Annotated in this window: 21 protein-coding genes and 1 tRNA gene; 5 read left to right on the top strand and 17 right to left on the bottom strand. The window is 63.3% G+C overall.

The features are described from left to right. Positions 1–5 precede the first annotated feature (5 nt). The 6 genes from QNA11_RS09650 to QNA11_RS09625 all read right to left on the bottom strand — a co-directional run bounded on the left by QNA11_RS09650 (position 6) and on the right by QNA11_RS09625 (position 8,890). Positions 6–1,646: an efflux transporter outer membrane subunit gene (locus tag QNA11_RS09650; RefSeq protein ID WP_283482860.1), complete on the bottom strand. Its 1,641-nt coding sequence runs from the start codon at positions 1,644–1,646 to the stop codon at positions 6–8. Next, complete coding sequence (locus QNA11_RS09645) at positions 1,643–2,767, bottom strand: ABC transporter permease (protein ID WP_283482859.1); 1,125 nt, start codon at positions 2,765–2,767, stop codon at positions 1,643–1,645. The genes QNA11_RS09650 and QNA11_RS09645 overlap by 4 nt, the downstream gene beginning before the upstream one ends. 2 nt (positions 2,768–2,769) lie before the next feature. Then, positions 2,770–5,550, bottom strand: coding sequence for a ribosome-associated ATPase/putative transporter RbbA (gene rbbA, locus QNA11_RS09640; protein ID WP_283482858.1), 2,781 nt, complete (start codon positions 5,548–5,550; stop codon positions 2,770–2,772). Positions 5,551–5,598: 48 nt separating this feature from the next. Next, the gene (locus QNA11_RS09635) at positions 5,599–6,627 is read right to left on the bottom strand and encodes an HlyD family secretion protein (RefSeq protein WP_283482857.1); all 1,029 of its coding nucleotides are present in this window, start codon (positions 6,625–6,627) and stop codon (positions 5,599–5,601) included. Between the two features lie 119 nt (positions 6,628–6,746). Continuing rightward, a complete protein-coding gene (locus QNA11_RS09630; RefSeq protein ID WP_283482856.1) occupies positions 6,747–7,922 on the bottom strand; it encodes an acetate/propionate family kinase in 1,176 nt (391 codons plus the stop codon). Positions 7,923–8,209: 287 nt separating this feature from the next. Then, the gene (locus QNA11_RS09625) at positions 8,210–8,890 is read right to left on the bottom strand and encodes a hypothetical protein (protein ID WP_283482855.1); all 681 of its coding nucleotides are present in this window, start codon (positions 8,888–8,890) and stop codon (positions 8,210–8,212) included. Positions 8,891–9,337: 447 nt separating this feature from the next. Here QNA11_RS09625 and QNA11_RS09620 point away from each other — a divergent pair, with 447 nt between their 5' ends. Then, entirely contained in the window at positions 9,338–10,192 is an 855-nt protein-coding gene (locus QNA11_RS09620; protein ID WP_349362190.1) for a hypothetical protein, read from the top strand. A 237-nt stretch (positions 10,193–10,429) separates the two neighbouring features. Here the strand turns inward: QNA11_RS09620 and QNA11_RS09615 are convergent, their stop codons facing one another. From QNA11_RS09615 to QNA11_RS09605, 3 genes are all read right to left on the bottom strand, one after another. Beyond that, positions 10,430–11,191, bottom strand: a complete 762-nt coding sequence (locus QNA11_RS09615; RefSeq protein WP_283482854.1) for an FkbM family methyltransferase — start codon at positions 11,189–11,191, stop codon at positions 10,430–10,432. Positions 11,192–11,428: 237 nt separating this feature from the next. Beyond that, a tRNA-Lys gene (locus QNA11_RS09610) sits at positions 11,429–11,504 on the bottom strand. 112 nt (positions 11,505–11,616) lie between these two features. Further along, complete coding sequence (locus QNA11_RS09605; protein ID WP_283482853.1) at positions 11,617–12,162, bottom strand: hypothetical protein; 546 nt, start codon at positions 12,160–12,162, stop codon at positions 11,617–11,619. A 271-nt stretch (positions 12,163–12,433) separates the two neighbouring features. Here QNA11_RS09605 and mdh point away from each other — a divergent pair, with 271 nt between their 5' ends. Continuing rightward, the gene (gene mdh / locus QNA11_RS09600) at positions 12,434–13,396 is read left to right on the top strand and encodes a malate dehydrogenase (RefSeq protein ID WP_202072228.1); all 963 of its coding nucleotides are present in this window, start codon (positions 12,434–12,436) and stop codon (positions 13,394–13,396) included. A gap of 9 nt (positions 13,397–13,405) precedes the next feature. On the opposite strand, the gene QNA11_RS09595 is transcribed toward mdh, so the two are convergent. From QNA11_RS09595 to rpmB, 3 genes are all read right to left on the bottom strand, one after another. Beyond that, the gene (locus QNA11_RS09595; RefSeq protein ID WP_283482852.1) at positions 13,406–14,431 is read right to left on the bottom strand and encodes an SDR family oxidoreductase; all 1,026 of its coding nucleotides are present in this window, start codon (positions 14,429–14,431) and stop codon (positions 13,406–13,408) included. An 84-nt stretch (positions 14,432–14,515) separates the two neighbouring features. Continuing rightward, positions 14,516–15,787 (bottom strand): family 1 glycosylhydrolase, encoded by a 1,272-nt coding sequence (locus tag QNA11_RS09590; protein ID WP_202072230.1) that lies wholly within the window; start codon positions 15,785–15,787, stop codon positions 14,516–14,518. A gap of 169 nt (positions 15,788–15,956) precedes the next feature. Further along, positions 15,957–16,253 (bottom strand): 50S ribosomal protein L28, encoded by a 297-nt coding sequence (gene rpmB, locus QNA11_RS09585; RefSeq protein ID WP_202072231.1) that lies wholly within the window; start codon positions 16,251–16,253, stop codon positions 15,957–15,959. Positions 16,254–16,642: 389 nt separating this feature from the next. Between rpmB and QNA11_RS09580 the strand changes: the two genes are divergently transcribed. From QNA11_RS09580 to QNA11_RS09570, 3 genes are all read left to right on the top strand, one after another. Next, positions 16,643–17,533 carry an NAD(P)-dependent methylenetetrahydromethanopterin dehydrogenase gene (locus QNA11_RS09580; protein ID WP_202072232.1) on the top strand — a complete coding sequence of 297 codons (891 nt, stop codon included), beginning with the start codon at positions 16,643–16,645 and terminating at the stop codon, positions 17,531–17,533. Positions 17,534–17,705: 172 nt separating this feature from the next. Further along, positions 17,706–18,215, top strand: coding sequence for a formaldehyde-activating enzyme (gene fae, locus QNA11_RS09575; RefSeq protein WP_281930978.1), 510 nt, complete (start codon positions 17,706–17,708; stop codon positions 18,213–18,215). Between the two features lie 127 nt (positions 18,216–18,342). Continuing rightward, complete coding sequence (locus tag QNA11_RS09570) at positions 18,343–19,371, top strand: hydantoinase/oxoprolinase family protein (RefSeq protein WP_283482851.1); 1,029 nt, start codon at positions 18,343–18,345, stop codon at positions 19,369–19,371. A gap of 98 nt (positions 19,372–19,469) precedes the next feature. Here the strand turns inward: QNA11_RS09570 and QNA11_RS09565 are convergent, their stop codons facing one another. From QNA11_RS09565 to QNA11_RS09545, 5 genes are all read right to left on the bottom strand, one after another. Further along, positions 19,470–20,060, bottom strand: a complete 591-nt coding sequence (locus tag QNA11_RS09565; RefSeq protein WP_283482850.1) for a DUF447 domain-containing protein — start codon at positions 20,058–20,060, stop codon at positions 19,470–19,472. Further along, on the bottom strand, positions 20,044–21,462 hold the full coding sequence (locus tag QNA11_RS09560; protein ID WP_283482849.1) for a DUF6513 domain-containing protein: 1,419 nt from the start codon (positions 21,460–21,462) through the stop codon (positions 20,044–20,046). The genes QNA11_RS09565 and QNA11_RS09560 overlap by 17 nt, the downstream gene beginning before the upstream one ends. Before the next feature lie 443 nt (positions 21,463–21,905). Then, a complete protein-coding gene (locus QNA11_RS09555; protein ID WP_281930982.1) occupies positions 21,906–22,466 on the bottom strand; it encodes a flavoprotein in 561 nt (186 codons plus the stop codon). Next, positions 22,463–23,098 (bottom strand): amino acid kinase family protein, encoded by a 636-nt coding sequence (locus QNA11_RS09550; protein ID WP_283482848.1) that lies wholly within the window; start codon positions 23,096–23,098, stop codon positions 22,463–22,465. Before QNA11_RS09550 ends, QNA11_RS09555 begins: the two co-directional genes overlap by 4 nt. 1 nt (position 23,099) lies before the next feature. Then, complete coding sequence (locus QNA11_RS09545; protein WP_283482847.1) at positions 23,100–24,215, bottom strand: (5-formylfuran-3-yl)methyl phosphate synthase; 1,116 nt, start codon at positions 24,213–24,215, stop codon at positions 23,100–23,102. Between the last annotated feature and the right edge of the window lie 85 nt (positions 24,216–24,300).

Here is a 24,300-nt window from a genome sequence, read left to right as displayed (position 1 = left end):
CTGCTCTAATTCGCGGGTCTGCCCGGCGGCATGGGCGCCGCTTCGTAATCGGGCGGCAGCAGAAGCGGCGTTTGCCCGGCCGGCGTGGGCAGCGTCAGTTGTTCCGCCGGTGGCGGGGTCTCGGAGGGCAGAAGATTGCCCCAATCGGTGCGGTTCATCATGCCTGCCTGCATGATCTCCGGCACGATCGGCTTGCCATTGCGGATTTCCCAACCGCCGCCGAGAGCCTTGTAGAGGGCGACAAGATTGGTGGCGATGTTCGAGCGCGTGTCGGCGAGCCGGTTGCGTTCCTCCAGCAATCGCGTCTGCGCGTCGAGCACGCGCTGAAAATTTTCGGCGCCCTCGCGATATTGGATGAAGGAAAGCTCGACGGCGCGCTCCGCGGCTTTCACGGAATTTTGCAGACTGGCGGCGCGTTGCTGCGCCTTCAGGAAGCCGACAAGCGCATCCTCGACCTCGCGGGCGGCTTTGAGCACCGTATCTTCGTAATTGACCAGCGCCTGCTGGAAGCGCGCGTCCTGCGCCCGGATATTGTTGGCGATGCGGCCATAGTTGAGAAGCGACCAGCGAAAGCTCGGTCCCGTCGAGAGGAAAAGACTGCCGGGCGCGAAGATTTTGCCTAAATCCGAGGCCTGCACGCCGATCTCGCCGAAGAGGAAGAAGCGTGGATAGAGATCGGCTTCCGCAATGCCGATGCGCGCGCTCTCGGCGGCCGCATTCATCTCGGCCTTGTGGAGATCGGGCCGGCGCCGCAGCAACTCCGCCGGCAGGCCAACGGCGACGCGCGGCGAGGCGGAGGGGATTTGCCGCGGCCCTTGCAGCAATTTATCCACGCCGCCCGGCGGGCGGCCGAGCAGGACGCTGAGCGCATTTTTGGCGCGCTGCAGACCGGTCTCCAAATCGGGAATGCTGGCGATGGTATTTTCGAGCAGAGCGCGCTGCTGAGCGACGTCGAGCTCGGACGTCGCGCCCGCGCGGAAGCGCGCTTCGGCGATCTGCAGGCCCTCTTTCTGGAGCCGCACGTTCTCACGCGCGATCTCGATGAACCTTTCGAAAGTGCGTACGCTGACATAGCTGCGCGCCACTTCCGCCGTGAGAGAAACGAGCGCATTGTCGTAATCTGCGATCGCGCTCGACATTTGCGCTTCCGCCGCCTCGACATTGCGGCGGTAGCGGCCCCAGAAATCGATCTCCCAGCTCGCGTCGAATCCGATCGAATAATCGGCGAAGGCGTGCGTCGGCAGGCTGGCTCTATTCGCGGCCTGTTCGCTGATCTTGTTCCAGGTCGCGGCGCCGCTCCCCTCCTGCTGCTGCGGGAAAAGCTGGCCGATGGCGACGCCGAGCTGGGCGCGCGCTTCGAGAATGCGCAGCCCGGCGATTTGCACGGGCAGGTTCTGCTCGGCGGCGAGATGAACGAGGCGATCGAGCGTGGGGTCCTTGAAGGTCCGCCACCAATTGCTCATGACTTGTTTGTTGGAAACGCGCTTGTCGCTCTTTTCGATCCAATTGTCCTGGACCGAGGCTTCCGGCGGCTGGAAATCCGGGCCAACCGCGCAGCCGCTGATCGCGAGCGCCAGGCCCATCGCAGAAAGGGCGCTTCCGGCGAAAGTAGCCGACGGCCGCGGCTTTTTCTTTGCGCGCATCATTTCGTCACCGTGATGGATTTTCGAAACAGCGAGAGGCTGTAGCTGAAAAAAGCGAGGCCGATCGCCGCGACCATGACAAATTGCGGCCAGACGGCGCTCAAGCCGCCGCCGCGATAGATGATCTTCTGCGAGAAGCTGACGAAGTGCCGCGACGGCAGAAAGACGGTGATGTATTGCAGCCACACCGGCTGGCTTTCGACCGGCGTGTTGCCGCCCGAAAGCAATTCCAGCACGACGACCACGAGAATGATGAGCAGCGCGAATTGCGCCATGGAGCGTGAGATCGTGCCGAGGAAGATGCCGAGCGCGGTGGCGAAGAAAAGATAGAGCCCGACGCCGGAGAACCATAAGGCCACCGAGCCCGCGAAGGGAACTTCCAGCGCCTTCATCACGATGAGATAGAGCGACGCCGCTGTGGCGAAGAGGATCACGAGACTATTCGCCCAGACTTTCGCCATCGCGATCTCGAAGGCGGTGAGCGGCATGACGAGGAGATGCTCCAGCGTCCCATGCTCGCGTTCGCGGATCACGGCCGCCCCGGTGAGAATGATGGTCAATATGGTGATCTCGTTGATGATGCCGACAATGCTCGCAAACCATGCGGTGACGCCGTTTGGGTTGAACAGGCGGCGAATGACGAGATCGATGGGTTGGGGCGAGGCGCCGCTGGCGCGGCTGAAGAATGAGGTGATGCGCTGATTGACGATATTTTTGATATAGCCGGCGCCGATCGACGCCTGTTGCATCGCGGTAGCGTCGATGCTGAGCTGAATATCGGGATGGCGTCCGGCGCTGAGATCCGACTGGAAACGCGGCGGGATCGACAGGACGAACATATAGCGGCCCTCGTCCATCGCCGGCTCCGCCTCGTCGGCGGTGATCATTTCCGGCTCCTGGAAGCGCGGCGGATAAAAGGCGTTCATCAGCTCCTTGGAGAGCGCCGAGCGGTCTTCGTCGACGAAAGCGATGGAGGCGTTGTTCACCTCGCTCGACGTGCCGGTGGCCTGCGCATAGATCGAGCCCGTGAAAGCATAGGCGACGAAGAAGAGCATGACGGAGTCGCTTGCGAGGCTGCGAAGCTCCTTCAATCCGAGCCAGAAAATATTGAGCAGCGACTTCATCGCTACTTCTCCTGCTTTCTGAGCCCGAGCGTGCTCACGATCCAGAGAACGGGGGTGCAGCAGGCGAGGAAGATCACGTCGCGCATCAGGAGATCGGCGCCCAGCCCCTTGGTGAAGGCGCCGGTGCTCGCATGCATGTAATAACTTGTCGGCCAGATCGAGCCGATGATCTTGGCGTTGCCGGCGAGCGTCGAAACCGGCTGCAGCATGCCCGAGAATTGGATCGTGGGAAGCAAGGTGATGATGGCGGTGATGAAGACCGCCGCCACCTGGCTGCTCACGAAGGTCGAGATCACGAGGCCGATGCCGGTTGTCGCCGTGACATAGAGCAGGGTGCACAGGGTGAGCATCAGGAAGCTCCCCTTGATCGGGATGGCGAATACGGTGACCGCCATGGCGACGAGGATGAAATAATTGAGCATGCCGATGGCGATATAGGGAATTTGCTTGCCGAGCAGATATTCGATCCGCCGCGTCGGCGTGACGTAGAAATTGATGATCGAGCCGAGTTCCTTCTCGCGCACCACGCTGATCGCCATCAGAATGGCGGGGATCAGGATCAGCAGGATCGGCGGGACGCTCGGGACCATCGCATAGACGCTCTCGAACGTCGGATTATACATGTAGCGCTCCTGAAAATTGGCGCTGTACTTTTGCGGCTTCAGATCGAGCCCGTTGGCGGGATCGCGCAACGCCGTGCTTTGCACATTCTGCACATATTGCGACACCGTCTCGCCGCGAAACGTATTGGCGCCGTCGACCTGGGCCATGACCTCGGGCCGCGCGCCTTTGCGCAGGTCTCGTCCGAAACGAGGCGGAATTTCCAGAACGAGCGATATGTCGTCGGCTTGCAGCCGCTTCAGCGCCTGCTCGGCTGACTCCACCGCCGGGGTTTCGACGAAATAGCGCGGCGTGCCCTGGAACTCGTCGAGATAGGCGCGGCTCTCGAAGGATTGGTCGTGATCGAAGGTCGCGTAACGGACATGCTCGACATCCGTCGTGATGCCGAAACCGAACACGAGCATCAGCAAAGCCGAGCCGACGAAAGCAAAGGCGAGGCGAACCGGGTCGCGCAGGATTTGCATGGCCTCATTGGCGCTATAGGCGCGCAAGCGCTCGAGCCGCAGCGCAATGCCGGAGAGAGGGGCCGGCGTTTTCTGTTCTTGGCTCTCACCCGCGGAAGTGGCGGCCGCCTCGCTCTTGCCCGCCGTTCCAGCGCCGATCGCGTCTTCCATATAGCCGATGAAGGCTTCCTCCAGTGTGGCGGCGCCGCGCGCCTCGATGAGCTTCTGCGGCGCGTCGCAGGCCAGCACCTTGCCGGCGTTCATGAGCGAGATGCGGTCGCAGCGCATCGCCTCGTTCATGAAGTGGGTGGTGACGAAAATCGTCACGCCCTGATTGCGCGACAGATCGATCAGCAGCTCCCAGAAACTGTCGCGCGCGACCGGATCGACGCCGGAGGTCGGCTCGTCGAGAATGAGGAGCGGCGGATCGTGTAGAACTGCGACGGCGAGCGACAGGCGCTGGCGCAGGCCCATGGGCAAATCGCTAGCAAGCGCGTCCATATAGGGGCCGAGGCCGAATTTCTCGACGAGAGTGTCGATGCGCGCACGCGCCGTTTCATCGGGGATATGATAGAGCTTCGCGTCGAGCAGGAGGTTCTGACGCACGGTCAATTCGCCATAGAGCGAAAAGGCCTGCGTCATATAGCCGATATTGTTGCGCACCTCTATGCTGCCGGCTTCGACAGAGTGGCCGAACAGCGTCGCTGTCCCTTCCGTTGGCGGCAGCAGGCCGGTGAGCATCTTCATCGTCGTCGATTTGCCGCAGCCGTTCGAGCCGAGAAATCCGAAGATTTCGCCGCGCTCGATGGTCAGCGTCACATGATCGACGGCGACGAAATCGCCGAAGCGGCGCGTCAATCCTTTTGCGTCGATCGCGATTTCCGTCTTGCCTTCCGGGCGCGGAGGAATCGTCAAATCGACATGCCCCGTGCGCTTTTCTTCCGGCAGAAGCTGGATGAAGCATTTTTCCAGATCGCTGACGCCCGTGCGCGCCATCAGCTCGGCGGGCGCGCCGGTCGCGAGCACTTTGCCGGCATCCATGGCGACGATCCAATCCCATTGCTGGGCTTCGTCCATATAGGCCGTCGAGATGACGACGCTCATCGTTGGACGGCTGGCGCGGATGTCGTCGATCAGAGACCAAAATTGGCGGCGCGACAGCGGATCGACGCCGGTGGTCGGCTCGTCGAGTATGAGGAGGTCCGGCTCGTGCACCAGCGCGCCGCACAGGCCCACTTTCTGCTTCATGCCGCCAGAGAGCTTGCCGGCCGGACGATCAGGGAAGGGGCCGAGACCCGTGGCGTCGAGAAGCTCTTTGACTTTGTCTGCGCGCTCCTGCTTCGAGAGGCCGAAGAGCCGCGCCATGAAGTCGACGTTCTCTTGCACGCTCAGCTCGAAATAAAGATTCTTGCCGAGGCCCTGCGGCATATAGGCGATTCGCGGGCAGGCGTCGCGGCGGTGGCGCGCGTCGGACATGTCGCCGCCGAGCGCGACCACCTTGCCTTGCTGAATCTGCTTCGAGCCGGCGATCAACGCCAAGAGAGTCGATTTGCCGACGCCGTCGGGCCCGATCACGCCGACCATACGGCCCGACGGAATCTCGAGCGAAAGATCGTCGACGGCGACCGTCGCGCCATAGCGATGGGTGACGCGCTCGATCGAGACGACGGCGCCCGGCGTTTCAGTCTTTGTGGCGGAGAGCGGCGGCTCTGTGCTCATGGTCCCCGAGCTTCTGCGCGCGTGTCGGTTGGGCGCATCAGCGCCGGCTCACTGGCCGTTCTCTTTGGCGGCGGCCGCCTTGCCATTGGTCTCGGGCGGCTCCAGCGTCTTCTGCAGCCACGACGGCCACTCGACGGAATCGTCGAGCTTCACATAGCCGACCCCGCGCACGCCGGTTTTCAAATATTCGATGAAAGCCGAGACCGTCTTCTCCGGCACTTTGATCTTGACGCGGAACATCAGCTTCTCACGCTCGCTGCGCGTCTCGACCTGCTTCGGCGTGAATTGCGCCTCGGGCGAGACGAAGCTCACATAGCCTGCGACAGTGCGGCCCTCGACGTGATCCGGGACGATGCGCGCTTGCGCGCCGAGCCTCACGCGCGCCGCGTCGGCGGCGGGAAGATAGATTTCCATATAGACGTCTTGGAGATTGACCAGCGTCATCGCCTTGCCGCCGGCCGCGAGAACTTCGCCCACCTCCGCGAGCTTGTAGAGCACGCGCCCGAGCACCGGCGAGCGTAGCGTCGCGTCGTCGATGCGCGTCTGGATCGTCGCGACCTTCGCCTGCGCGACGGCGACCTCCTGCAGGATCGTGCGCAACTTGGCTTCTTCTTCCTGAAGACTGGCGGTCGTGGTCTTCAGTTGCGTATTGCGCACATCGAGCTCACGCTGGGAGCCGGCGCGCTGGGCGACGAGATTCTTGCTGCGAACGACCTCTACTTTTGCAAGCTCGATCTGCGCCTTGATGCGCTCGATCGTCGCCTTCTCAACCGCTTCTTTTTCCTGAGTGGCGACGACATTGAGCTTGGCTTCCTCGAGCTGCGCTTCAATCGTATTGGTGTCCATCAGGACGCAAATGTCGCCGGGATTGACGAGGTCGCCTTCCTGAAAGCGGATTTCCTTGACCCGCAGGGATTCCTTCGGCGAGATGTCGACGAGCTTGGCCTCGACGCGTCCATTGCCGGACGCAATGCCCGCGGGCAGCGCATTCTGCCGGCTAAGCCAATATTGATAACCGAAATAGCCGCCGATGCCGACGACAGCCGCGACGATGATCAAAGTGGTTCTTCGAGACATCGGAGCAAATTCCCCGGCCGCCGCCACAACGGAGCGATTCCATCCGCGAGCGGAACACTAGCATTTTTTCGGCGGGAGCAGGGCCATTGGCGCCCTTGTTCACAGGAGATGGCGAAGCGTCATCCGGCGCTCAGGATCGCCCAGGCGCTTTTCGCGATTTCGAGTTCCTCATTGGTTTTTATGACAAAAACGGCCACGCGGGACCCCGCGGCGGAAATTCTTTGCTCTCCCGTTTGATTCGCGGCCGGGTCGAGCGCGACGCCGAGCCAGGCGCAGCCTTCGCAGACCTCCGCGCGGGTTTCTTTGTCGTTCTCGCCAATTCCGCCGGTAAAGACGATGGCGTCGAGCCCGCCGAGCGCCGCGGCGAGCGAGCCGATCTCGCGCAGGATGCGATAGACGAAAAGCGCGGTCGCTTCCCGGGCCGCGGGCTCGGATGAAGCGCGCAGCGTTCGCATGTCGGAGGATATGCCGGAGACGCCGAGGAGCCCCGATTTGCGATAGATCAAATCCTCGATCTCGCGCGGGCCGAAACCGTATTGGTCGATCATATGCAGCAGCACGCCGGGATCGATCGAACCGCAGCGCGTGCCCATCATCAGCCCGTCGGCGGCGGTAAATCCCATGGTGCTCGCGACGCTGCGCCCGTCCTTTACCGCGCAGAGGCTCGCGCCATTGCCCAGATGCGCAATGATGACGCGGCCTTTCGCGATCTCGGGCGCAATCTCTCTCAATCGGCCCGTCACATATTGATAGGAGATGCCGTGAAAGCCGTAACGCCTGACGCCCGCTTCCGAATATTTCCGGGGAATGGCGAAGGACTGGGCGATCGGCGGCTGAACGCGATGGAAGGCCGTGTCGAAACAGGCGACCTGGGGCAGGTTGGGATGCTCGGCGTGCATGGCGCGGATGACCGCAAGATTATGCGGCTGATGCAGCGGCGCGAGCGGAATGAAGGACGCAAGCCTGTCGGCGATGTTCCCGGTCACGATCAAGGGCGCGGCGAAATCCGGCCCGCCGTGCACGACCCGATGGCCCATGATGGAGATGTCCTTGCCGTCGAGCCAGTCTGCGGCGATGCGCATCATTGTTCTTGTGGCGGCGGCGTGGTCGAAGCCTTCGGGCGGCGGGTTTTCCGTCAGGAGCGTTTCGCCGGCCGCGTTCGAGAGCCTGGCGCGCGGCGTCGCGCCAATGCCTTCGACGAGCCCCTTGAGCCGCAATCGAGGCGCGGCCGCCGCGTCGAAGACCGCGAATTTTATGCTGGAGGAGCCGGCGTTGACGACGGCGATGCTGGACATGTCGTTGATCCGCTACGGCGACGAGAGGAGAGTCGCCGTCAGTATACGCTGCGTCGACGCCGGGGTCCGCCTAAAACCGCTCTACGGCTGGTTTTATGGGTCGGCGCGCGGGCGCGCTGTCTTCATGGCGCATAAGCCCCTCGCAGCGCACACGCATCTTCGCGCCGCCGCCCGGCTGGGATCGTTATGAAACATATGCGTCGGCGCGAACGTCGGGGCGAGAACCCGGCACATGGGCTGCGCGCGCCCGTCTCGATCGCTTCGAGGGCCGCGCCGCTGGCCACATGCTAACTCACGGCGGCGCTCTGCGGCTCTCGCTGCGCGGCAAGCGGTAAAGTCGCCAGGTTTTCGCCGAGCGGATCGAGGCCCAAAGCGTTCATTTTGAAGTAAAGCACCTTGGCGCCCGCCGCATTGGTTCGCTCGTGCCAGATCGTGGAGCCCCAGAAAACGATCAAATCGCCTGGCCGCGTGTCTATCGTCACCGGGTCTACGCCCCTCAATGCGTTTTCGGGCTTCTCGCTTTCGGAAAGCGAAGCGAGGAATTCGTCGTAGCTGTCGAAGGTGTTTTCGCTACGCTCGTGATAGGGATAAAGAATAAGACGCGAGGCGGCTCCGACCTCCAGCGGAACGCCGATCGAGAGTTGCGTTCCGTGCCTGTCCTTGTGCGGCGGCGGATTTTGCGGCGCGTCCTCACGATAGACTTTCAAATGCCGTTCCGAGATGATGAGATCCGTGTAGGGCAGCCCGGTCAATCGGCCGATCGTCTCGACGAATTCCGCGACGGCTTCTCGCTGCTCGGGGAACGTAAAGAGATATTCCTGCTTGAGACGCCGCTTCGAGCGGGAGATGTCGCCGCCGCTTATGCAGCGCTCGATCTGCGCCTTCGCATAGTCGAGGAACTCGGTGTGCATTCCTTGTTTGACGACGATAAAACCATTCGCGGCGAAATCATCCGCGTACGCGCTCAAATTGTCCCGCCACGATCCGAACAGTTTCATCATAGCTCGAGCCCTCTTGCGACAAGGAATTGCTCGCACAAGCCGTCGCGCAAAGGAACGGGTCATGATGCGTAATTCGTTTTTGCCGCACGCTACTCCTCGAAGCGCCTTTTCTCAGCAGATCGGAGGCGTAATTATAAGGCGCTCGAGAACGTACAGGCGGCGGGGTGTTTGGAGAAGCCCTGTGATTTTGGAGGCAGAATGATTTTGCGCGGGGCTTACCTTATTCGCCGGTTTCTCACTTCAGCTCGCCGCAACGAAAAACAGGCGCAGGCGGACAGGATTCGCGATCAGTTCTATGAGCAATGCTGGCGAGAGGCGGCTCAATCGTGTGGCGGAGAATTTGCGCGCATCGGGGAAGGCGTTTCCCGGATTACCCACAAGATCGTCCGCCGGCCTATTTTTGTGGACCGTAACTTGAACGTGCTCGACAGTCACGCCGCGGTTCAGGCAACGGATGACAAGCCGGCGACCTACCGGCTGGTTCGAGAACTCGGGGCGCCTGTTCCGGACCACGTCGTGCTGCGCGCCGATGCGCACAAGGCGGCTTTGGCGTTCATTCAGTCCCACGGCGGATCGTTCGTTGTAAAACCGGCGTCGGGAACCTCGGGCGGCGTCGGGGTGACGTCGAATGTTCGCACTGCGTCGGAGCTGAGACATGCAATGGCGTGGGCTGGGGCCTATTGCTCCCGCGTGCTCGTCGAGCGCCAAATCGAAGGAGACACATACCGGCTCCTTTATTTGAACGGCAATCTCTTGGATTGCGTGCTGCGAATGTCGCCGAGTCTCGTGGGCGACGGAACCTCGACTGTCCGAAAGCTGGTCGAAGAGGAGAATCGTTTGCGGCTTTCCGAGGGGTTCAAACGCAGCCAATCCCTTCTGAGGATCGACCGGGACATGAAAGCGACGCTCGCCGCGCAAGGGCTCGGCCTGAACTCTGTCCCCACAGACGGTCAGAAGTTCATGATCAAGCAAGTCGCCAACGACAATTCCGCAAACGAGAATGTGTCGATGATCGATAGTGTGGCGGTGTCGACGATCGAGATCGGCCAACATATTGCAGCGATATTTGGCCTGAAATTGGTGGGTTTGGATATAATGACGCCGGATATCAGCAAGCCTCTCGGGGAAGCGCATGGCGCAGTCATAGACATAAATGGCGATCCGGGTTTCTACTATCACTATTACAAGGACAGCGGGCGGATCGCCCTTGCCGAACATATTCTGACCGAGGTGATAAAAGCGGCCGAGAGCGACGTTTGTCCGGCGTGATCGGTTCGCGATGAAAAAGTTCGCTTGGGGCTTTCGTCATTCCCGGCCGGCCGAAAGCCCGACCGGGAATTTAGCGCCGCAAAAGCGCTGGTTCGGCGCTGGATTCCCCATCGCTCGCTCGAGCGAGCGTCGGGGTGACGTCGAACCAATCGAGCGGATCTCTTATTGGCCCGTCGCGGGGCGTGTCAGCCCAATGCGGGGAAAGACAAAGCGATGCATGGCCGGGCGTGCATTCCCTCACGCCGCTTCCCTTGCGCTGGCGGGATTCGCGACGCTCTCGCCGAGCTGAGACAGGAGACAAAGTGTGTCGAACTCGAGCTCGCTGAAGCGATAGCCTTCCTTCAGGAGCCTGCGGTAGAGCTTCTCGAGCATCGCGCGCGTCGAGTGGCAATGTTCGAAATGAATGATCTGCGGCCTCATGCCGCAATCGAGGAATTGGTGGACGATCTCGACGTCATAGCCTTGGACGTCGGTCAACAGCACATCGACCGACTCTATGCCGTGCTTTCGAAGCAGGGAGCGAACGGACAGACAGGTCACCTCGATCGACCGCGTCTCGGCGTCGAAATCGTGCACTGCGCGCTGCAATGCGTCTTTCTTGAGGCTTGCGAAGACGGTCAGGTTCGCCGAGCCATCCGGCGAATCTGCGACGTGCAGCTTTGCGACGCCGTCGACGTCGCTGATCGCCGCATTTTCGAAGGAGAGCTGCGGTTCGCAAGCGTAGTTTTGCTTAAGGCTTTCGAATACCCGCCGCTGGGGTTCGACAAGCAGGCCGCGCCAGTGATGTTTCAGCACGAAGCGACGCAGCGGATCGTCCCTGATCCCGTCATTGGCTCCGATCTGCACGAAAGAAAAGCCCGGCCGGTCCGTCGACGCCTGGATCAGAGCCAGCTCCAGGAAATCGATCGGCGCCTCCATTCGCCGTTTGATTGGCGAGAGCCGGTAGCCACAGCGCCCGAGACCCTTCTGAACGAGTGATTTAATTTTGCTCACGATCATTTGTCCGATCCTCCGGGACGGATCAGACTATTGTCGTCGGCGCTTCGGACAAGCGAGATTCAGGGGTAGCTCGATTGATCCATGCTGACCCGCCGCCGATTGAGACTGGGGCCACGTCCATCTGTCATTGCTGGATGGTTCGTTGGCTGCCACGATGGGCTATTACGGATACGAGGGAGGGCTCGCCGCCCGTGCGCCACTCGGTCCTACATCAGCGATATAAGCCTATGATTTTAATGGTGGGCGCACAAGGGCTCGAACCTTGGACCCGCTGATTAAGAGTCAGCTGCTCTACCAACTGAGCTATGCGCCCGTCCGGCGGGCTCACGCCCTCGGAACGAGGGTGCGAATAACAAATGCCGGCGCCCCTGTCCAGCGCCGTCTTGCGTCCGCCGTCAAATTTCTGTCGTGCGGGGACTTATCCCCTATTTTTGCGCCGGCCAGCCATGGATGGCGCGCGCCTTGGTGACGAGATCGGCCCAGGGACCCTTGTAGGCGTTGCCGGCCTCCGCCGTCGCCGCGGATTGCTTTTTCTCGCAGATGTCCTTGGCTGAGGCCGATTTCGGGCCCTCCACGAAGAAATAGACGACGTTCAGCTTCAGCGTCGAATAATGCTGGTCGAGCACCGTGCCGCGCTTCAGCACATTCACGCCCCAGACCGTATTTTTGCGTTCCGCCGGGGCGACGCCGGGCTTGAACCCATAGCCATAGTCGCCTTCGCCCTTCACGAGGTCGAAGCGCACATAGCAAAGCTCGCCCTTGGGCGGGGCCGGCTGGAAGACCAGTTCGCGCGTGACGATGGTGTCCTGATTATTGTAGCGAACCGTCGTATCGACCGGGAAATGCCAGACATCGACTTTGTCGAATTGCTGCAAAAGGTCCGCCTCGTCCTTGTCCTGGGCGGCCATGGCGGAGTCGGCGGCCATCAGAGCGGCGGCGACGATAAGGCTGCGAAAAACAGAAACGCCCATTTATGTTCCCCTCCAGGCGCGGCGAAACGCGCTTCTTGGCAGGTGGGAAGCGGCGCTTGCGCCCGCAAGCCCTGCGCTCATGCGCCCGGGGGCGGGATGCGCGGGATTGAGGCGCCGTCCTGCGGGCGCCATGGATTTGGGCGAAGTGCGACAGAGTTGGGCCCTTTGTTACGCCGGGCCTTTCTTGTGTCGAAAAAGCGGTCCGCGCGTCTTCCATCCGGCGCCAAACCGCGCTAGCAGTTTTCGCGAAGATCCCAGCACGAGATTGATTATGTCGCGAAAGAAAATCGCTCTGGTCGGCGCCGGCAACATCGGCGGAACGCTCGCTCACCTCGCGGGCCTGAAGGAGCTTGGCGATATTGTTCTCTTCGACATTGTTGATGGCGTGCCTCAGGGCAAGGCGCTCGACATTGCCCAGTCTTCGCCCGTCGCCGGCTTCGACGCGCATCTCTCGGGCGCTTCGGACTATTCGGCCATCGCGGGGGCCGACGTCGTCATCGTCACCGCGGGCGTGCCGCGCCAGCCGGGCATGAGCCGGGACGACCTTCTGAGCGTCAATCTCGGCGTCGTGTCGAAAGTCGCCGGCGGCATCAAGCAATATGCGCCGGACGCCTTTGTCATCTGCATCACCAATCCGCTCGACGTCATGGTCTGGGCGCTGCAGAAAGCCTCGGGCCTGCCGACCAACCGCGTCGTCGGCATGGCGGGCGTGCTCGATTCGGCCCGCTTCCGCTATTTCCTGTCCGAGGAATTCAATGTCTCGGTCGAGGATGTCAGCGCCTTCGTGCTGGGCGGCCACGGCGACGACATGGTGCCCTCGGTCCGCTACTCCACCGTCGGCGGCGTCCCGCTGCCCGATCTCATCGCCTTGGGCTGGACGACGCAGGAGCGCATCGACGCCATCGTCGACCGCACGCGCAAAGGCGGCGGCGAGATCGTCGGCCTGCTCAAGACCGGCTCGGCCTATTATGCGCCGGCGACCGCGGCCATCGACATGGCCGAGAGCTATCTCAAGGACAAGCGCCGGGTGCTGCCCTGCGCCGCCTATCTCAATGGCGAATACGGCGTGAACGGCCTTTATGCCGGCGTGCCGACCATCATCGGCGCCAATGGCGTCGAGAAGGTGATGGAGATCAAGCTCGACGTCATCGAGCAGGCTATGTTCGACAAATCGGTGAACAGCGTGAAAACGCTGATCGAGGCCGCGAAAAAGCTCAACTCGGATTTCGCCTGAGGCGGCGTCTCAATGGGGGCGTGAGGCGCGCCCCCATAAAAAGGCGCCCGTCAGCAAGCCCAGCCCCGCCATAATGGCGCCGCCGCGCAAATGCGCCGGATCGACCGCCATAATGTGATCCTTTGCCCTTTGCGTAAAGCGGCCGCGCGGACCATGATCCCGGTGGTCGGGGCCGATGAGCTCGTCCGGGTCTCCCGGTAAAACAGGGTCGTTGGAGAGCTGCTTCTCGTAAGCGTTCCAGGCGAGATAGCGGTCGAGAAATCCTGGCGCGACCATCTGCCCGATAATGCTCTGCACGGTCGGCGCGCCGAGCCACAATTCGCGCGGCGCGCGCCGGGCCTGCGCCGCTTCGACAATCGCTTGCGCGATGGCTTCCGGTTCATAGACGGTCCCGATCGGCTGGTGCCGTTTTACAAAATGCGTATGCGACCAGTCGAATTGCGGCGTGTTCACGCCGGGAAGCTGGGCCATGGTGAGGCGGATGTTGCTGCGATCGTGAATAAGCTCGGCGCGCAGCGAATCGGTGAAGCCGCGGATCGCGAATTTGGCGGCGCAATAGGCCGATTGCAGCGGGATGGCGCGATAGGAGAGGGCGGAGCCGATTTGAATGATGTGGCCCTGGTCGCGCTGGCGCATATGGCGTAGCGCCGCGAGCGTCCCGTGGACGTAACCGAGGAAAGTCGCTTCCATCACGCGCCGATATTCCTCGGGGGTGATCGCATCGACAGGGCCGACGACCGTTTCCATCGCGTCATTCACCCACACATGAATATGACCCCAGCGCGCGACGACCGCTTCCGCCGCGGCGAAGACGTCGTCGGCTTTGGAGACATCCGCCAGAAGCTCGAAGGGCTGGCCGCCCGCATGGGCGACGTCGTGATAGGCGCCGTCCAGGCCCTCCGGGCTTCGAGCCAGGAGAGCAACGCGATAGCCGCAGCGCGCGAAGGCGACGGCTACCGCGCGGCCGATTCCTGCCGAGGCGCCGGTGACGACCGCGACGGGGGCTTCCTCATTCGGGGCAGACTCTCGTGACATGGGGCCACTCCATTCAGCCGCCCGCGACAGACATGTGAGACGCGCGCCGCGCGCGGCAACAGGCGCGGCGCTTTTTCGGCGCCCCTACCGATTTTCCGATGTTTCCGTTTTCTGCTGGACGGCGCGGGGCTCGGCGCGTTCGGGGCCATAGGGCGCGAGCGGCACCTTGAGGCAGACGCTTTGCGCCGGCAGCACTTCGCGCCAGTCCTTGATGAGCTGCTTATAGGCTTTTCCGACCGCTCTGGGCTTGCGGTCGAGATCATAGAGACCAAGCGGATTCACCCTGCCGCGCGCTTCGCGCAAGGCAATGTCCCAGTCGATCTGGTCGATCAGCGAATACCATGTGAAGCCGACGATCGGCATGCCGGAGTTTCTGACGCGCAGCACATTCGCCCATTCCTTGCGAAGCCAGCGCACAGCCTCGTCGCAGCACGGGCCTTCGCTGGTGTTGGTTTCCGTATGCATCACCGGCAGGCCGTAGCGCTCGTAATATTGGCGCGTGATCTCGTTGTAGCCGAAGATCTCGCCGGAGGAGGCGGTCTTGCCGTCCTTCGTCACGGTGTGCTCGTTGCGCCAATAGTAGTCGTTGCCCATGATGCAATGGCTCTTGAGATGCTCGCGCATGAAGAAGTCATATTCGTCGACGCTCATTCCGTTATCCATGAGGAAACGGAACATCTCCGAGTTGACGCGCCGGCCGTAATTGAGATCGAGCGAGAGAAAACGCCGCTCGTTCAGCCGCTCGGCGTGATCGAGCGATTGCGGATTTTCTGCATGGAAATACTCAGTCGATTCGCTCTGGATGAAGATCGCGTCCGGCCGCACGGCGAGGATGGCGTGCATGGCGAGCACATTTGCTTTCACAATGTGCTTGAGCGCCGTGACGAAGCCGCGATCGGTCGTGAGCTGCTCGTTCCACCAGCCGTAAGCGGCGGAGTAGGTGGCGCAGACGAACATCTCATTGACGGGCGTATAGAGCTGCACGGCGGGGAAGCGCTTGGCGAAGGCGCGGGCGTAGCAAGCGAAGAGCTCAGGGAAGTCCGGGTTCTGAAAATTGCCGATCCAATCCGGCACACCGAAATGGCAGAGATCGGTGATCGGAATCACACCACGTTTCTCGAGATCGCCGAAGGTCAGATCGGCGAAGCTCCAGTCGTAGCGGTCGGGGCCCAGCCAGGTAATATGCAGCGGTACGCCGTAGCGCAGCGTTTTGACGCCGAGATCCTGGGTGAGATCGAAATCCTCCCGCCAGCGGCGATAATGGTCGCAGATTTCCATCTCGTCGATTCGCTTGCGGCCATTGTCGATCGTCGGGCTGCTGTTCTCGATCCCCGTGCTGAACATGAAATGCGTCATCGCGCGCCTCGCCGACCGCCGCCCAAACGATTAGCTATGGGAGACGCTGCGGACGGAAAGGCGCGATCAAACAGGAAAACCCCGCCGCCCGAGGCGACAGGGTTTGGGCGAGCCTTCAGGCTCGCAATTCAGGGAGCGAGCTGAAGGCTCGCGGTCCGTTTCCGGAAGATCAAGCCGTCGCGGCGGCGGCCTGCTTCTTCTCGATCTCGCGCTTGAGCACGCGGGCGCCCTGCGACAACTCCTCGTCGCGCGCCTTGGCCAGGAAGGCGTCGAGGCCGCCGCGATGCTCGACCGAGCGCAGCGCCGCAGCCGAGATGCGCAGGCGCACCGAGCGGGCGAGGACGTCGGAGGCGAGCGTCACATTGACGAGATTGGGCAGGAAACGCGTGCGCGTTTTGCGATTGGAGTGGCTGACGAGATTGCCCGTCTGCACGCCCTTGCCGGTCAGCTCGCAACGCCGGGACATTGAACTTCCTTTCGAACCGTTTAGTGCTTCCAAGCGCCGAGAGAGCCAGAGGCCCAGTTTCCACCGGCGATGGGGGAAAACGACAAAAAAGCTCGTCACTCCCGCGCCGAGCCCTGTTCGCGAGCCTTATAAGAGCAAAGCCCGCCGAGCGTCAACCGGGCCAAGCGCATTGCTTTGCGGCGGCGCACATGGCGTTTCGCGGCGCCATATTCGCCTCTGGACATTGGCTTCGTTCTGGGCTCTAAGCCTGTCGGCTCCGGGGGTGAGGCGCGCCTGCGCTTATCTTGCCCGGATAAACTTGAGAAATCGACAGCGCCGGCGCCTGTCCTTCAGACGCGCCCGCCTCGCCAGGGCGCCGGGCCATAATGACAAAGGTTGGGGATCTTCCTATGGCCAAAGCAATTCTGCATATGCTCAGCACCTTGAAGCATATGAGTCCGTTCGACGTGAACATGGCCCTCGACGCCGGCTATGACGCCGCCATTCCCTACACCAATGTCACGCTCGACGAGGTCACCGCGCTGGTGCAGGACGCCATGTTCTCCCGCGCCCCCTCCGCCGCGCTGAAGACGGGCATTTTCTTCGCCGGCCGCGACGCGGTTCTCGCGCTCGACATGCTGGAAGCGGCCAAGAAGGCGCTGCTCAAGCCCTTCGAAATTTCGCTCTTCGCCGACCCCTATGGCTCCTTCACCACCGCCGGCGCGATGGTCGCCTGCACCGAGAAAGTGCTGAAGGACAAGAAGCAGCGCGACCTCAAGGGCGCCAAGATCGTCATCTACGGCGCGACGGGCGTCGTCGGCTATTCCTCCGCGGTGATCGCGGCGCTCGAAGGCGCCGAGGTGACGATCGTCGGCTATAGCGGCCTCGAGCGCGTCACGGTCCAGGCCGAGGAGATGAACAAGCGCTTCAATATCAAGGTGGCCCCGGCCGACGGCAGCACCCAGGATCTCGTGCGCGCGCTGCTGCTCGATCATGAGATCGCGCTCTGCTGCGCCCGCGCCGGCGTGCAAGTGCTCTCGAAGGCGGACCTCTCAGCGGCCAGCAATCTGCTCATCGCCGCCGATGTCAACGCGGTGCCGCCGCTCGGCGTCGAGGGCCTGGGCCTGCACGACAATGGCGTCGTGATCTCGGAGCATGGCGCGCTCGGCATTGGCGCGCTCGCCATCGGCAATGTGAAATACGGCGCCGAATCGGGCCTTTTCAAGCAGATGGTCACCTCCGACAAGCCGCTCTGCCTCGATTTCCGCCACGCTTTCGCTCTGGCGCGCGAGCTCGTTTAACATACCGCGCGTCCGCGGATTTTCCGCCTTGGCAAGGACGCGCGAAACTGATTGAGTGCGCGCCGCGGAAGGGCCCGCGGCGCTTCTCAAGGCCGGCGCAATTTTGCGCACGGCCCTTTCCGAAACGCCTGCCGTCGAGGCAGGGCGTAGGTTTCTTCGAAAGGAAACGCACATGGCCAAGATCACCAAGATGCTGGTCGGCGAGTCGCTCGTCGGCGAGGGTAACGAAGTCGCTCACATCGACCTCATCCTGGGCCCGCGCGGCTCGGCCGCCGAGCTCGCTTTCGCGAACGCTCTCGTCAACAACAAGGACGGCTTCACGACCCTTCTCGCGGTTGTCGCGCCGAACCTGCTCTGCAAGCCCAACACGATCCTCTTCAACAAGGTCACCATCAAGGGCGCCAAGCAGGCCGTCCAGATGTTCGGCCCGGCCCAGCACGGCGTCGCCAAGGCCGTCGCCGACTCGGTCGCCGAGGGCGTGATCCCGGTCGACGAAGCTGACGACCTCTTCATCTCGGTCGGCGTGTTCATTCACTGGGACGCCAACGACGACAAGAAGATCCAGGACTACAACTACCAGGCCACCAAGGAAGCCATCGCCCGCGCCGTCGCCGGCGAGCCGAAGGCCGCCGAAGTCGTCGCCAAGCGCAACGACGCCAAGCACCCCTTCGCTCCGAACTAAGTTCGAGCCAAGGCTTGGAATTGAAGGGGAGCCGACGGGCTCCCCTTTTTTGTTTGGACCGCGAGCCTTCAGGCTCGCTCGATAAAAGCGAGCCTGAAGGCTCGCGGTCCCCTGCACGTTAGCGACAATGACCGCGATCATCGGCTGGGATATCGGCGGCGCCCATGTGAAGGCGGCGCGAGCGGAGAATGGGCGGCTCGTCGCCGTGACGCAGCGCGCCTGTGCGCCGCATCTTGGCCTGGCGCATCTCGAGGCGCCGATCCGCGAGACGCTGAAAGAGCTGGGGCCGGCGACGCATCATCGTGTGACCATGACCGCCGAGCTGTCGGACGCTTTCGAGAATCGCGCGAGCGGCGTCGTTTCAGTGGCGGCGATCGCGGCGCGAGAGATCGTCGGCGATGCGCTTTTCTACGCTGGCGCCCGCGGCTTCGTCGCGCGCGCGCAAATCCGTGAGGCCGCAGAGGCCGTGGCTTCCGCCAATTGGCGCGTCAGCGCGGAGCTTGTCGCGCAGCATTGTGCCGACGCTCTGTTCATCGACATGGGCTCGACGACGACCGATCTCGTTCCGATTCGCGGCGGCCGCGTCTGCGCTGAGGGCGCGACGGACGCCGAGCGGCTCATGAGCGGCGAGCTTTGCTATGCTGGGTTTTCGCGCGGCGCGCCCCAGGCCTACGCCACGCGGGCGCCCATCGACGGACGATGGACGCCCCTCGTCAACGAGGCCTTCGCGTCGATGGCGGATGTTCGTCGCATTCTCGGCGATTTGCCGGAGGGAGATTGCGGCGCTGATTTGTCGCCGACAGCCGATGGCAGGTCCAAGACCGTCACCGCCTCTCACGCGCGGCTTGTGCGGCTCGTCGGTCTCGACACAGGGCAGCTCACGCCATTGCAGGGGCGCGCGCTTGCGGAACATGTCGCGCGGGCGCAGATGCGCGCGATAGAGGATCAGATCGCTCTGCTGGCTTCCCGCGAAGCCGTCGCGCCCGATGCGCCCGTCATCGGCGCCGGCGTCGGCCGCGCGCTTGTCGCGCGTCTCGCGCAGGCGCAGGGCCGCGCCTATCGGGATTTCGCCGACTTTATCGCCGCATCAGACGAGCTGCGCGCTCTGGCCGCTAATTGCGCGCCAGCAGCGGCGTTGGCGCTTCTTTCGGTTTGATCGGTGACCCCCTCCCTGTCCCTCCCCCGCTTTGCGGGAGAGGGGACGCTCACGATCCGCTTTGCCGATGAAGGCTGCGATGTGCCCCCTCTCCCGCGTCAGCGGGGGAGGGTTGGGGAGGGGGCCGCGGCTTTCTCCAAATGCGCAGCGATCTTCCTCATCACCATCTCCCAGGCCTCGCGCTCGTCCTCTCCGGCCGTCTTGTCGATCGCGATCTTGAGATAAGCGATCTCGCTATCGATCTTCTCGCGCGAGAGCCTATCGAGCCGCGTCGCGAGAATTGCCGCCTCCAACACGGCGGCGCGCGCGCGATTCATGCCGAGAAACGGACGGTGCGATTCCGTGTGCTGCACGCGGCAAAAGAAGCGTGGGCGCACGGCGTCCTCCTCCACGCGCTCCACTTCGAGCGCCGCATGCGCGAGCGCCGCCGACAGGCGCGGCGCCGGCCAGCCAGTCACATCCGTCAAAGAAAAGTTACGCACGCCCGTCACAAGGCTCGCGAAGATGCGCGCGTCATCGGTGAAGCTCGCCGTGAGCTTCCCATTGCGTTCAAGATTGCTCAGCGTCGTCGAGGGCCGGAAGGGCGCGGCGATCCAATAGCCGCCTTCCTCGATCAATCCGAGCGGCGCCACATGCGGCAGGCCTTCTGCCGTCAGCGTAGTGACGACGCATTCATGAATCAGAGGCATTGCCTTTTTCCTCGCGGGCCTTGCGCATGGTGTGTCCCATCTCTTTGAAGCGGGCCGCGTCTTCTTCGTCCTTGTCGATGGCGGCGCCGAAATCGAGCGGCTCGTCCTGGCGGTAGCGCTTGCCGAGCTTATAGGCGAGTTCGGCCTTCATCAGCTCCGCGCCGAGATAGAAGGCATGCGCGCCGTCCTGCTCGACGTTCAGATGCGGAAAGAGCGACATGGCGTCGGTCTCGACACAGTGGAAATTCTTGGCGAAGACATGCACGCCGTCGCGCGTGACATCTATGCGGTAGTTCACATCGCGCAATTCGCGGGCAAGTTCGGCGATCTCTTCCGGCGTCGCGGAATAGGGGCGCTTGTCGTGCACTTGCAGCAGCGCGTCGCTGTAGCCTTTTGGCAAAGCGCGATCGGCGCGCGCCGCATACATCAGGCGCCGCGCCGCGTCGTGCTCCTGCAGCGTGCGGCGCGTGTGCGGGCTCACCTGCACGGTGAGAAGATGGCGGATATTCAGCTCCGAGCAGATGCCGAGCATGGCCGCCGTGACGCCGGCCGAATCGGCGTCGGTCAATTCGGTGAGATTGCCCGTGCCCATCATGATCTCTGCGTCGGGCTCGCGCGCGCGGATTTCGACGTAACGCGCGATCGAGGCTGCGAAGCCGAAGTGAATAGGGTCGAGAATCGGATCAAGAATGAAATCGATTCCGCGACGTCTTGCGATGCGCGCGGCGCGTTGCAGCGAATCGAGATCGCCATGCGGGCGCGGCACGAGGATCGGCACGAGCGGCGAATTGTCGGGTAGGATCGAGAGCGTTTCTTCGTCAAGGCTCAAGAGATGATCGACGCCGGCCTTGGCGGCGCGCGTCAGCTCCGCGACGCTGGCGGAATCGACCGAGACCTTGAAGCCTTCTAACTTCAGCGCTGCGATCGTTTCTTCCATATGGTCGAAGGGCGTATCCGGCAGGCAGCCGAGGTCGATCACATCGGCGCCGGCGCGTCGAAGCTCGCGCGCCTTGGCGATCACCTCTGCGACGCTCATCTTCGAGGCGTCGACGATCTCCGCGAAGATGCGCATGTCGTGGCGCGAGAGATCTGGCTTGGCGCCGCCGCGGCCGAGATAGGCGGGGAGGTCGGCGACCTCCTCCGGTCCGCGCTCAAAGGGCACGCCGAAGCGCTGCGAAAGCGTATCGAGATCGGCCCGGCAGCGGCCCGGCACGATGACGCGGTCGGCTTCGACGGGGCGCGGCAGGCGGCGCTCGATGATCTCCTGCGTCATCAGCGCCGCGACTTTCACGCCGATATTGTGAATGCGCCAGCCCTGCGCCGCCTCCCCGAAGCCGGCGACCATCCGCTCCAGACGCGGATAGGCCAGATGGCCGGTGAGAAACAGCAGGCGCTCGCTCATGCTTGGGCTTTCTTGGCAAGGTTTCTTGGCGTCACGCTTGGTCGCTGGGCGTGAGCGTATCCCTCCCCTTTACGGGGAGGGTGGCGCGCGAAGCGCGACGGGTGGGGTCAGCCCCAACCACTGTCGTAGCGGCTCGAACCCCACCCGGCGGCCTTCGGCCGCCGACCTCCCCGTAAAGGGGAGGTAAGGGGGTCAACCACGCCAGATCGCCATTTGCCCAACTACCTTCGATCCGATTTAGCACGAAGTAGGGGCCTTACCCCACCCCGGCCTGCTTTGCAGGCCGACCCCATTTGAACGGCTTGCATGGGGCGCTGTCATTCCCGGCGGGCCGAAGGCCCGACCGGGAATCGCTGGTTTTGCACTGGATTCCCGATCGCTCGCTTTGCGAGCGTCGGGAATGACCCTCGCCCGATGACGGCGCCACGCCACGGACCGAGGGCTCAGCTCTGCCCCGAAAGCTCGCGCTTGCGCCGCTCCACGGCCTCCTGCAGCGCGGCGAGGCTTTCGGCGACTTGCGTCGCCTCGAAGGATTTCAGCCGGTCGGTGTTCTCCAGATCGATGCGGCGCGGATAGACCATCACCATGCCCTTGGGGGCGCGGGTCTCGAGCTCCGGCGCGGTGTCGCAAGCGAAGACGATGGTCGGCACGCGGCATTTGCCGGCCTGCGCGAAGACATTGGTCGCGAGATTATCGGAGATGCCGGCGACGGCCTTGGCGACCGTATTGGAGGTCGCGGGCGCGACGACGAGCGTATGGTAGACGTTGTAATAGAAATTGCCGACCGGCGCGGCGCTTGCGGTCGTGTCCTTAAAGATGCGGATCGTGTCCGGCAGATCGAGGTCGTGCTTATACATCCGCACGACTTCCGCCGCCGCCTTGCTGACGAACAGGTCGCAATGGTCGAGACCGCGGATCATCTCGAGACATTCCGTGAAGAAATGGCCCGAGCCCGTGAGCGCCCATCCCCAACGCGGCGAAACGACGTCTTTCTTTTTTGTCATGAAGCGATCTTCTGTGTTGCGGAAGCGACAGGCGCGCCGGGCAGGGCGCCGCTGGCCATGAGCGCGCCCGCATTGGCGAGCGCGCGTGGGCCGGCGACATTGACGGGCATGCCGTCGACATAGTCACGAAAAGCCGGATCCACAATGCCGGCGGAGGCGATGCTTTCCAAAGCAGAATCGGCGCCGATATCGACGCTTTTGATCAGTAACAAGGCGCCTGCGCCCGTTTGCCGCGCGAGCCAGGCGGCGAGACTATCCGAGGTGACGTCCCAGCCGGGCGCGATGTCGCGCGCCGCGCCGACCATCTTTGCGGCGCGCCACAAAGCGATCTGGCCGCGCCGATGCGCCGCGTCGATCTCTTCGCGCGTCGCCGCCAGCGCAAGGCCATAGAGGTCGGCGAGCGCCAGCGCATATTGCTCCATGGCGAGGATCGCCATGGCGTGCGCGGCTTCTTCGGAAAATTTGAGCTTCGGCTGCGCGGCGCGCACGGCGTCGGCGAAGGGGCCGCCGCCGCAAACCAGCGTCAGCCGGTGCGGCCAGCGCGCGAGCGCCTCGATCCAGCGCGCGAGATCGGGCGAGTCGTGGAGACTGCCGCCGACCTTCGCGACGAGGAGGGGCGCGCGCGTCGTCATGTCAGTCCGGCACAGCGTGCTTATGGTCGTGGCGTTCGCGGCGGATTTTGACGCCGACGGCGCCGGGCGCCACGTCGAGCTTCTCGACCTGCACGGTGACCGCGCGCACGCGCTCGTGCAGCAGCACGCTTTCGGCGAGGCGCTCGGCGATCGTCTCCACCATCGCGACATGCCCGCCGGCGAGGATCATTTTGATCGCGTCCATGATGACGTCATAGGAGAAGACCGCGCGCATGTCGTCGGAGATTTCGGCGCGCGTCACCTCGGCGTCGACATTGAAGCGCACGCGCTGCGTATGGCCATATTCATGCGCATAGGCGCCGACTTCCATGGGCAGCACATAGTCGTGCAGGAAGACGCAATCCGTGTCGTCGACGCCCGGCGGCTGGATGAAGCCGCGGGCGATCAGCGCCCATTCGGCCGCCATTTCCTCGACGACGTCGGGGCGGGTCGGGATGAGGTCGCGGATCAGCGCCACGGCGGCGGCGGAGAGCGCGCCCTGCCGATCGCCTTGCTCGCAGAGCGCGCCGCGAAAGCCGATGACGTCGGCGCCGGTGACGAGAAGACGCGGCACGTCCGGCGGCTCCAGCGCGCCGGCGAGGCCCGCCGCCAACCGCAGCTCGTGGCAGCTCGCCGCAAATTCGGAAAGCGCGCCGACCGTCATGATGTCGATCAAGCGGCCGTTGTTTTTATGCGCCGTGTCGAGCATGGCGCCATGGAAGCCGGCCTTGGCCAGCGCTGGCAGCCGCGAGAAATCCGGATGCAGATCGGCAAAGAGCACGGCGACGAGCTTCACGCGCTTGGCGATCGGCGCGAGGGCGGCGATGATCTCGTCCGCGTCGGGCGTCGAGGGCAGGGCGAATTTCACATATTCGACGCCGGTCTCGATCGCTTCCTCGAAGGCTTGGCGGGCGTGTGCGGCGTCATGCGGGAGATCCACCACGGCGCTGACCGGGCGCCGGCCCGCCACAGCGGCGACGATCTCCTTGATCTGCGCCAAAGACAGCGCGCCCAGTGCGCCGCGGATGGGGTCCTTGCAGTCGATGATGTCGGCGCCATAGGCGAGGGCGGTCTCCGCCTCCTCTCGCGACAGAACGCTGGCCAACATCAGTGTCATTTATTCAGGCTCCAGGAGAAACTCATCGCGCAGTTTTCTCCCTCTCCCGCTTGCGGGAGAGGGTGGCCCCTGCGTCAGCAGGGGT

The organism is Methylocystis sp. JR02 (assembly GCF_030063565.1).
GTDB classification, from domain to species: Bacteria; Pseudomonadota; Alphaproteobacteria; order Rhizobiales; family Beijerinckiaceae; genus Methylocystis; species Methylocystis iwaonis.
Note: the sequence above shows the minus strand (reverse complement) of the source record. Positions and strands in the feature narration are given on the sequence as shown.

Coding starts and splice junctions, on each gene's coding strand:
- QNA11_RS09650 (WP_283482860.1), bottom strand. CDS start 1,646: ATGATGCGCGCAAAGAAAAAGCCGCGGCCGTCGGCTACTTTCGCCGGA.
- QNA11_RS09645 (WP_283482859.1), bottom strand. CDS start 2,767: ATGAAGTCGCTGCTCAATATTTTCTGGCTCGGATTGAAGGAGCTTCGC.
- rbbA (WP_283482858.1), bottom strand. CDS start 5,550: ATGAGCACAGAGCCGCCGCTCTCCGCCACAAAGACTGAAACGCCGGGC.
- QNA11_RS09635 (WP_283482857.1), bottom strand. CDS start 6,627: ATGTCTCGAAGAACCACTTTGATCATCGTCGCGGCTGTCGTCGGCATC.
- QNA11_RS09630 (WP_283482856.1), bottom strand. CDS start 7,922: ATGTCCAGCATCGCCGTCGTCAACGCCGGCTCCTCCAGCATAAAATTC.
- QNA11_RS09615 (WP_283482854.1), bottom strand. CDS start 11,191: ATGATCGTGAGCAAAATTAAATCACTCGTTCAGAAGGGTCTCGGGCGC.
- QNA11_RS09605 (WP_283482853.1), bottom strand. CDS start 12,162: ATGGGCGTTTCTGTTTTTCGCAGCCTTATCGTCGCCGCCGCTCTGATG.
- mdh (WP_202072228.1), top strand. CDS start 12,434: ATGTCGCGAAAGAAAATCGCTCTGGTCGGCGCCGGCAACATCGGCGGA.
- QNA11_RS09595 (WP_283482852.1), bottom strand. CDS start 14,431: ATGTCACGAGAGTCTGCCCCGAATGAGGAAGCCCCCGTCGCGGTCGTC.
- QNA11_RS09590 (WP_202072230.1), bottom strand. CDS start 15,787: ATGACGCATTTCATGTTCAGCACGGGGATCGAGAACAGCAGCCCGACG.
- rpmB (WP_202072231.1), bottom strand. CDS start 16,253: ATGTCCCGGCGTTGCGAGCTGACCGGCAAGGGCGTGCAGACGGGCAAT.
- QNA11_RS09580 (WP_202072232.1), top strand. CDS start 16,643: ATGGCCAAAGCAATTCTGCATATGCTCAGCACCTTGAAGCATATGAGT.
- fae (WP_281930978.1), top strand. CDS start 17,706: ATGGCCAAGATCACCAAGATGCTGGTCGGCGAGTCGCTCGTCGGCGAG.
- QNA11_RS09570 (WP_283482851.1), top strand. CDS start 18,343: ATGACCGCGATCATCGGCTGGGATATCGGCGGCGCCCATGTGAAGGCG.
- QNA11_RS09565 (WP_283482850.1), bottom strand. CDS start 20,060: ATGCCTCTGATTCATGAATGCGTCGTCACTACGCTGACGGCAGAAGGC.
- QNA11_RS09560 (WP_283482849.1), bottom strand. CDS start 21,462: ATGAGCGAGCGCCTGCTGTTTCTCACCGGCCATCTGGCCTATCCGCGT.
- QNA11_RS09555 (WP_281930982.1), bottom strand. CDS start 22,466: ATGACAAAAAAGAAAGACGTCGTTTCGCCGCGTTGGGGATGGGCGCTC.
- QNA11_RS09550 (WP_283482848.1), bottom strand. CDS start 23,098: ATGACGACGCGCGCGCCCCTCCTCGTCGCGAAGGTCGGCGGCAGTCTC.
- QNA11_RS09545 (WP_283482847.1), bottom strand. CDS start 24,215: ATGACACTGATGTTGGCCAGCGTTCTGTCGCGAGAGGAGGCGGAGACC.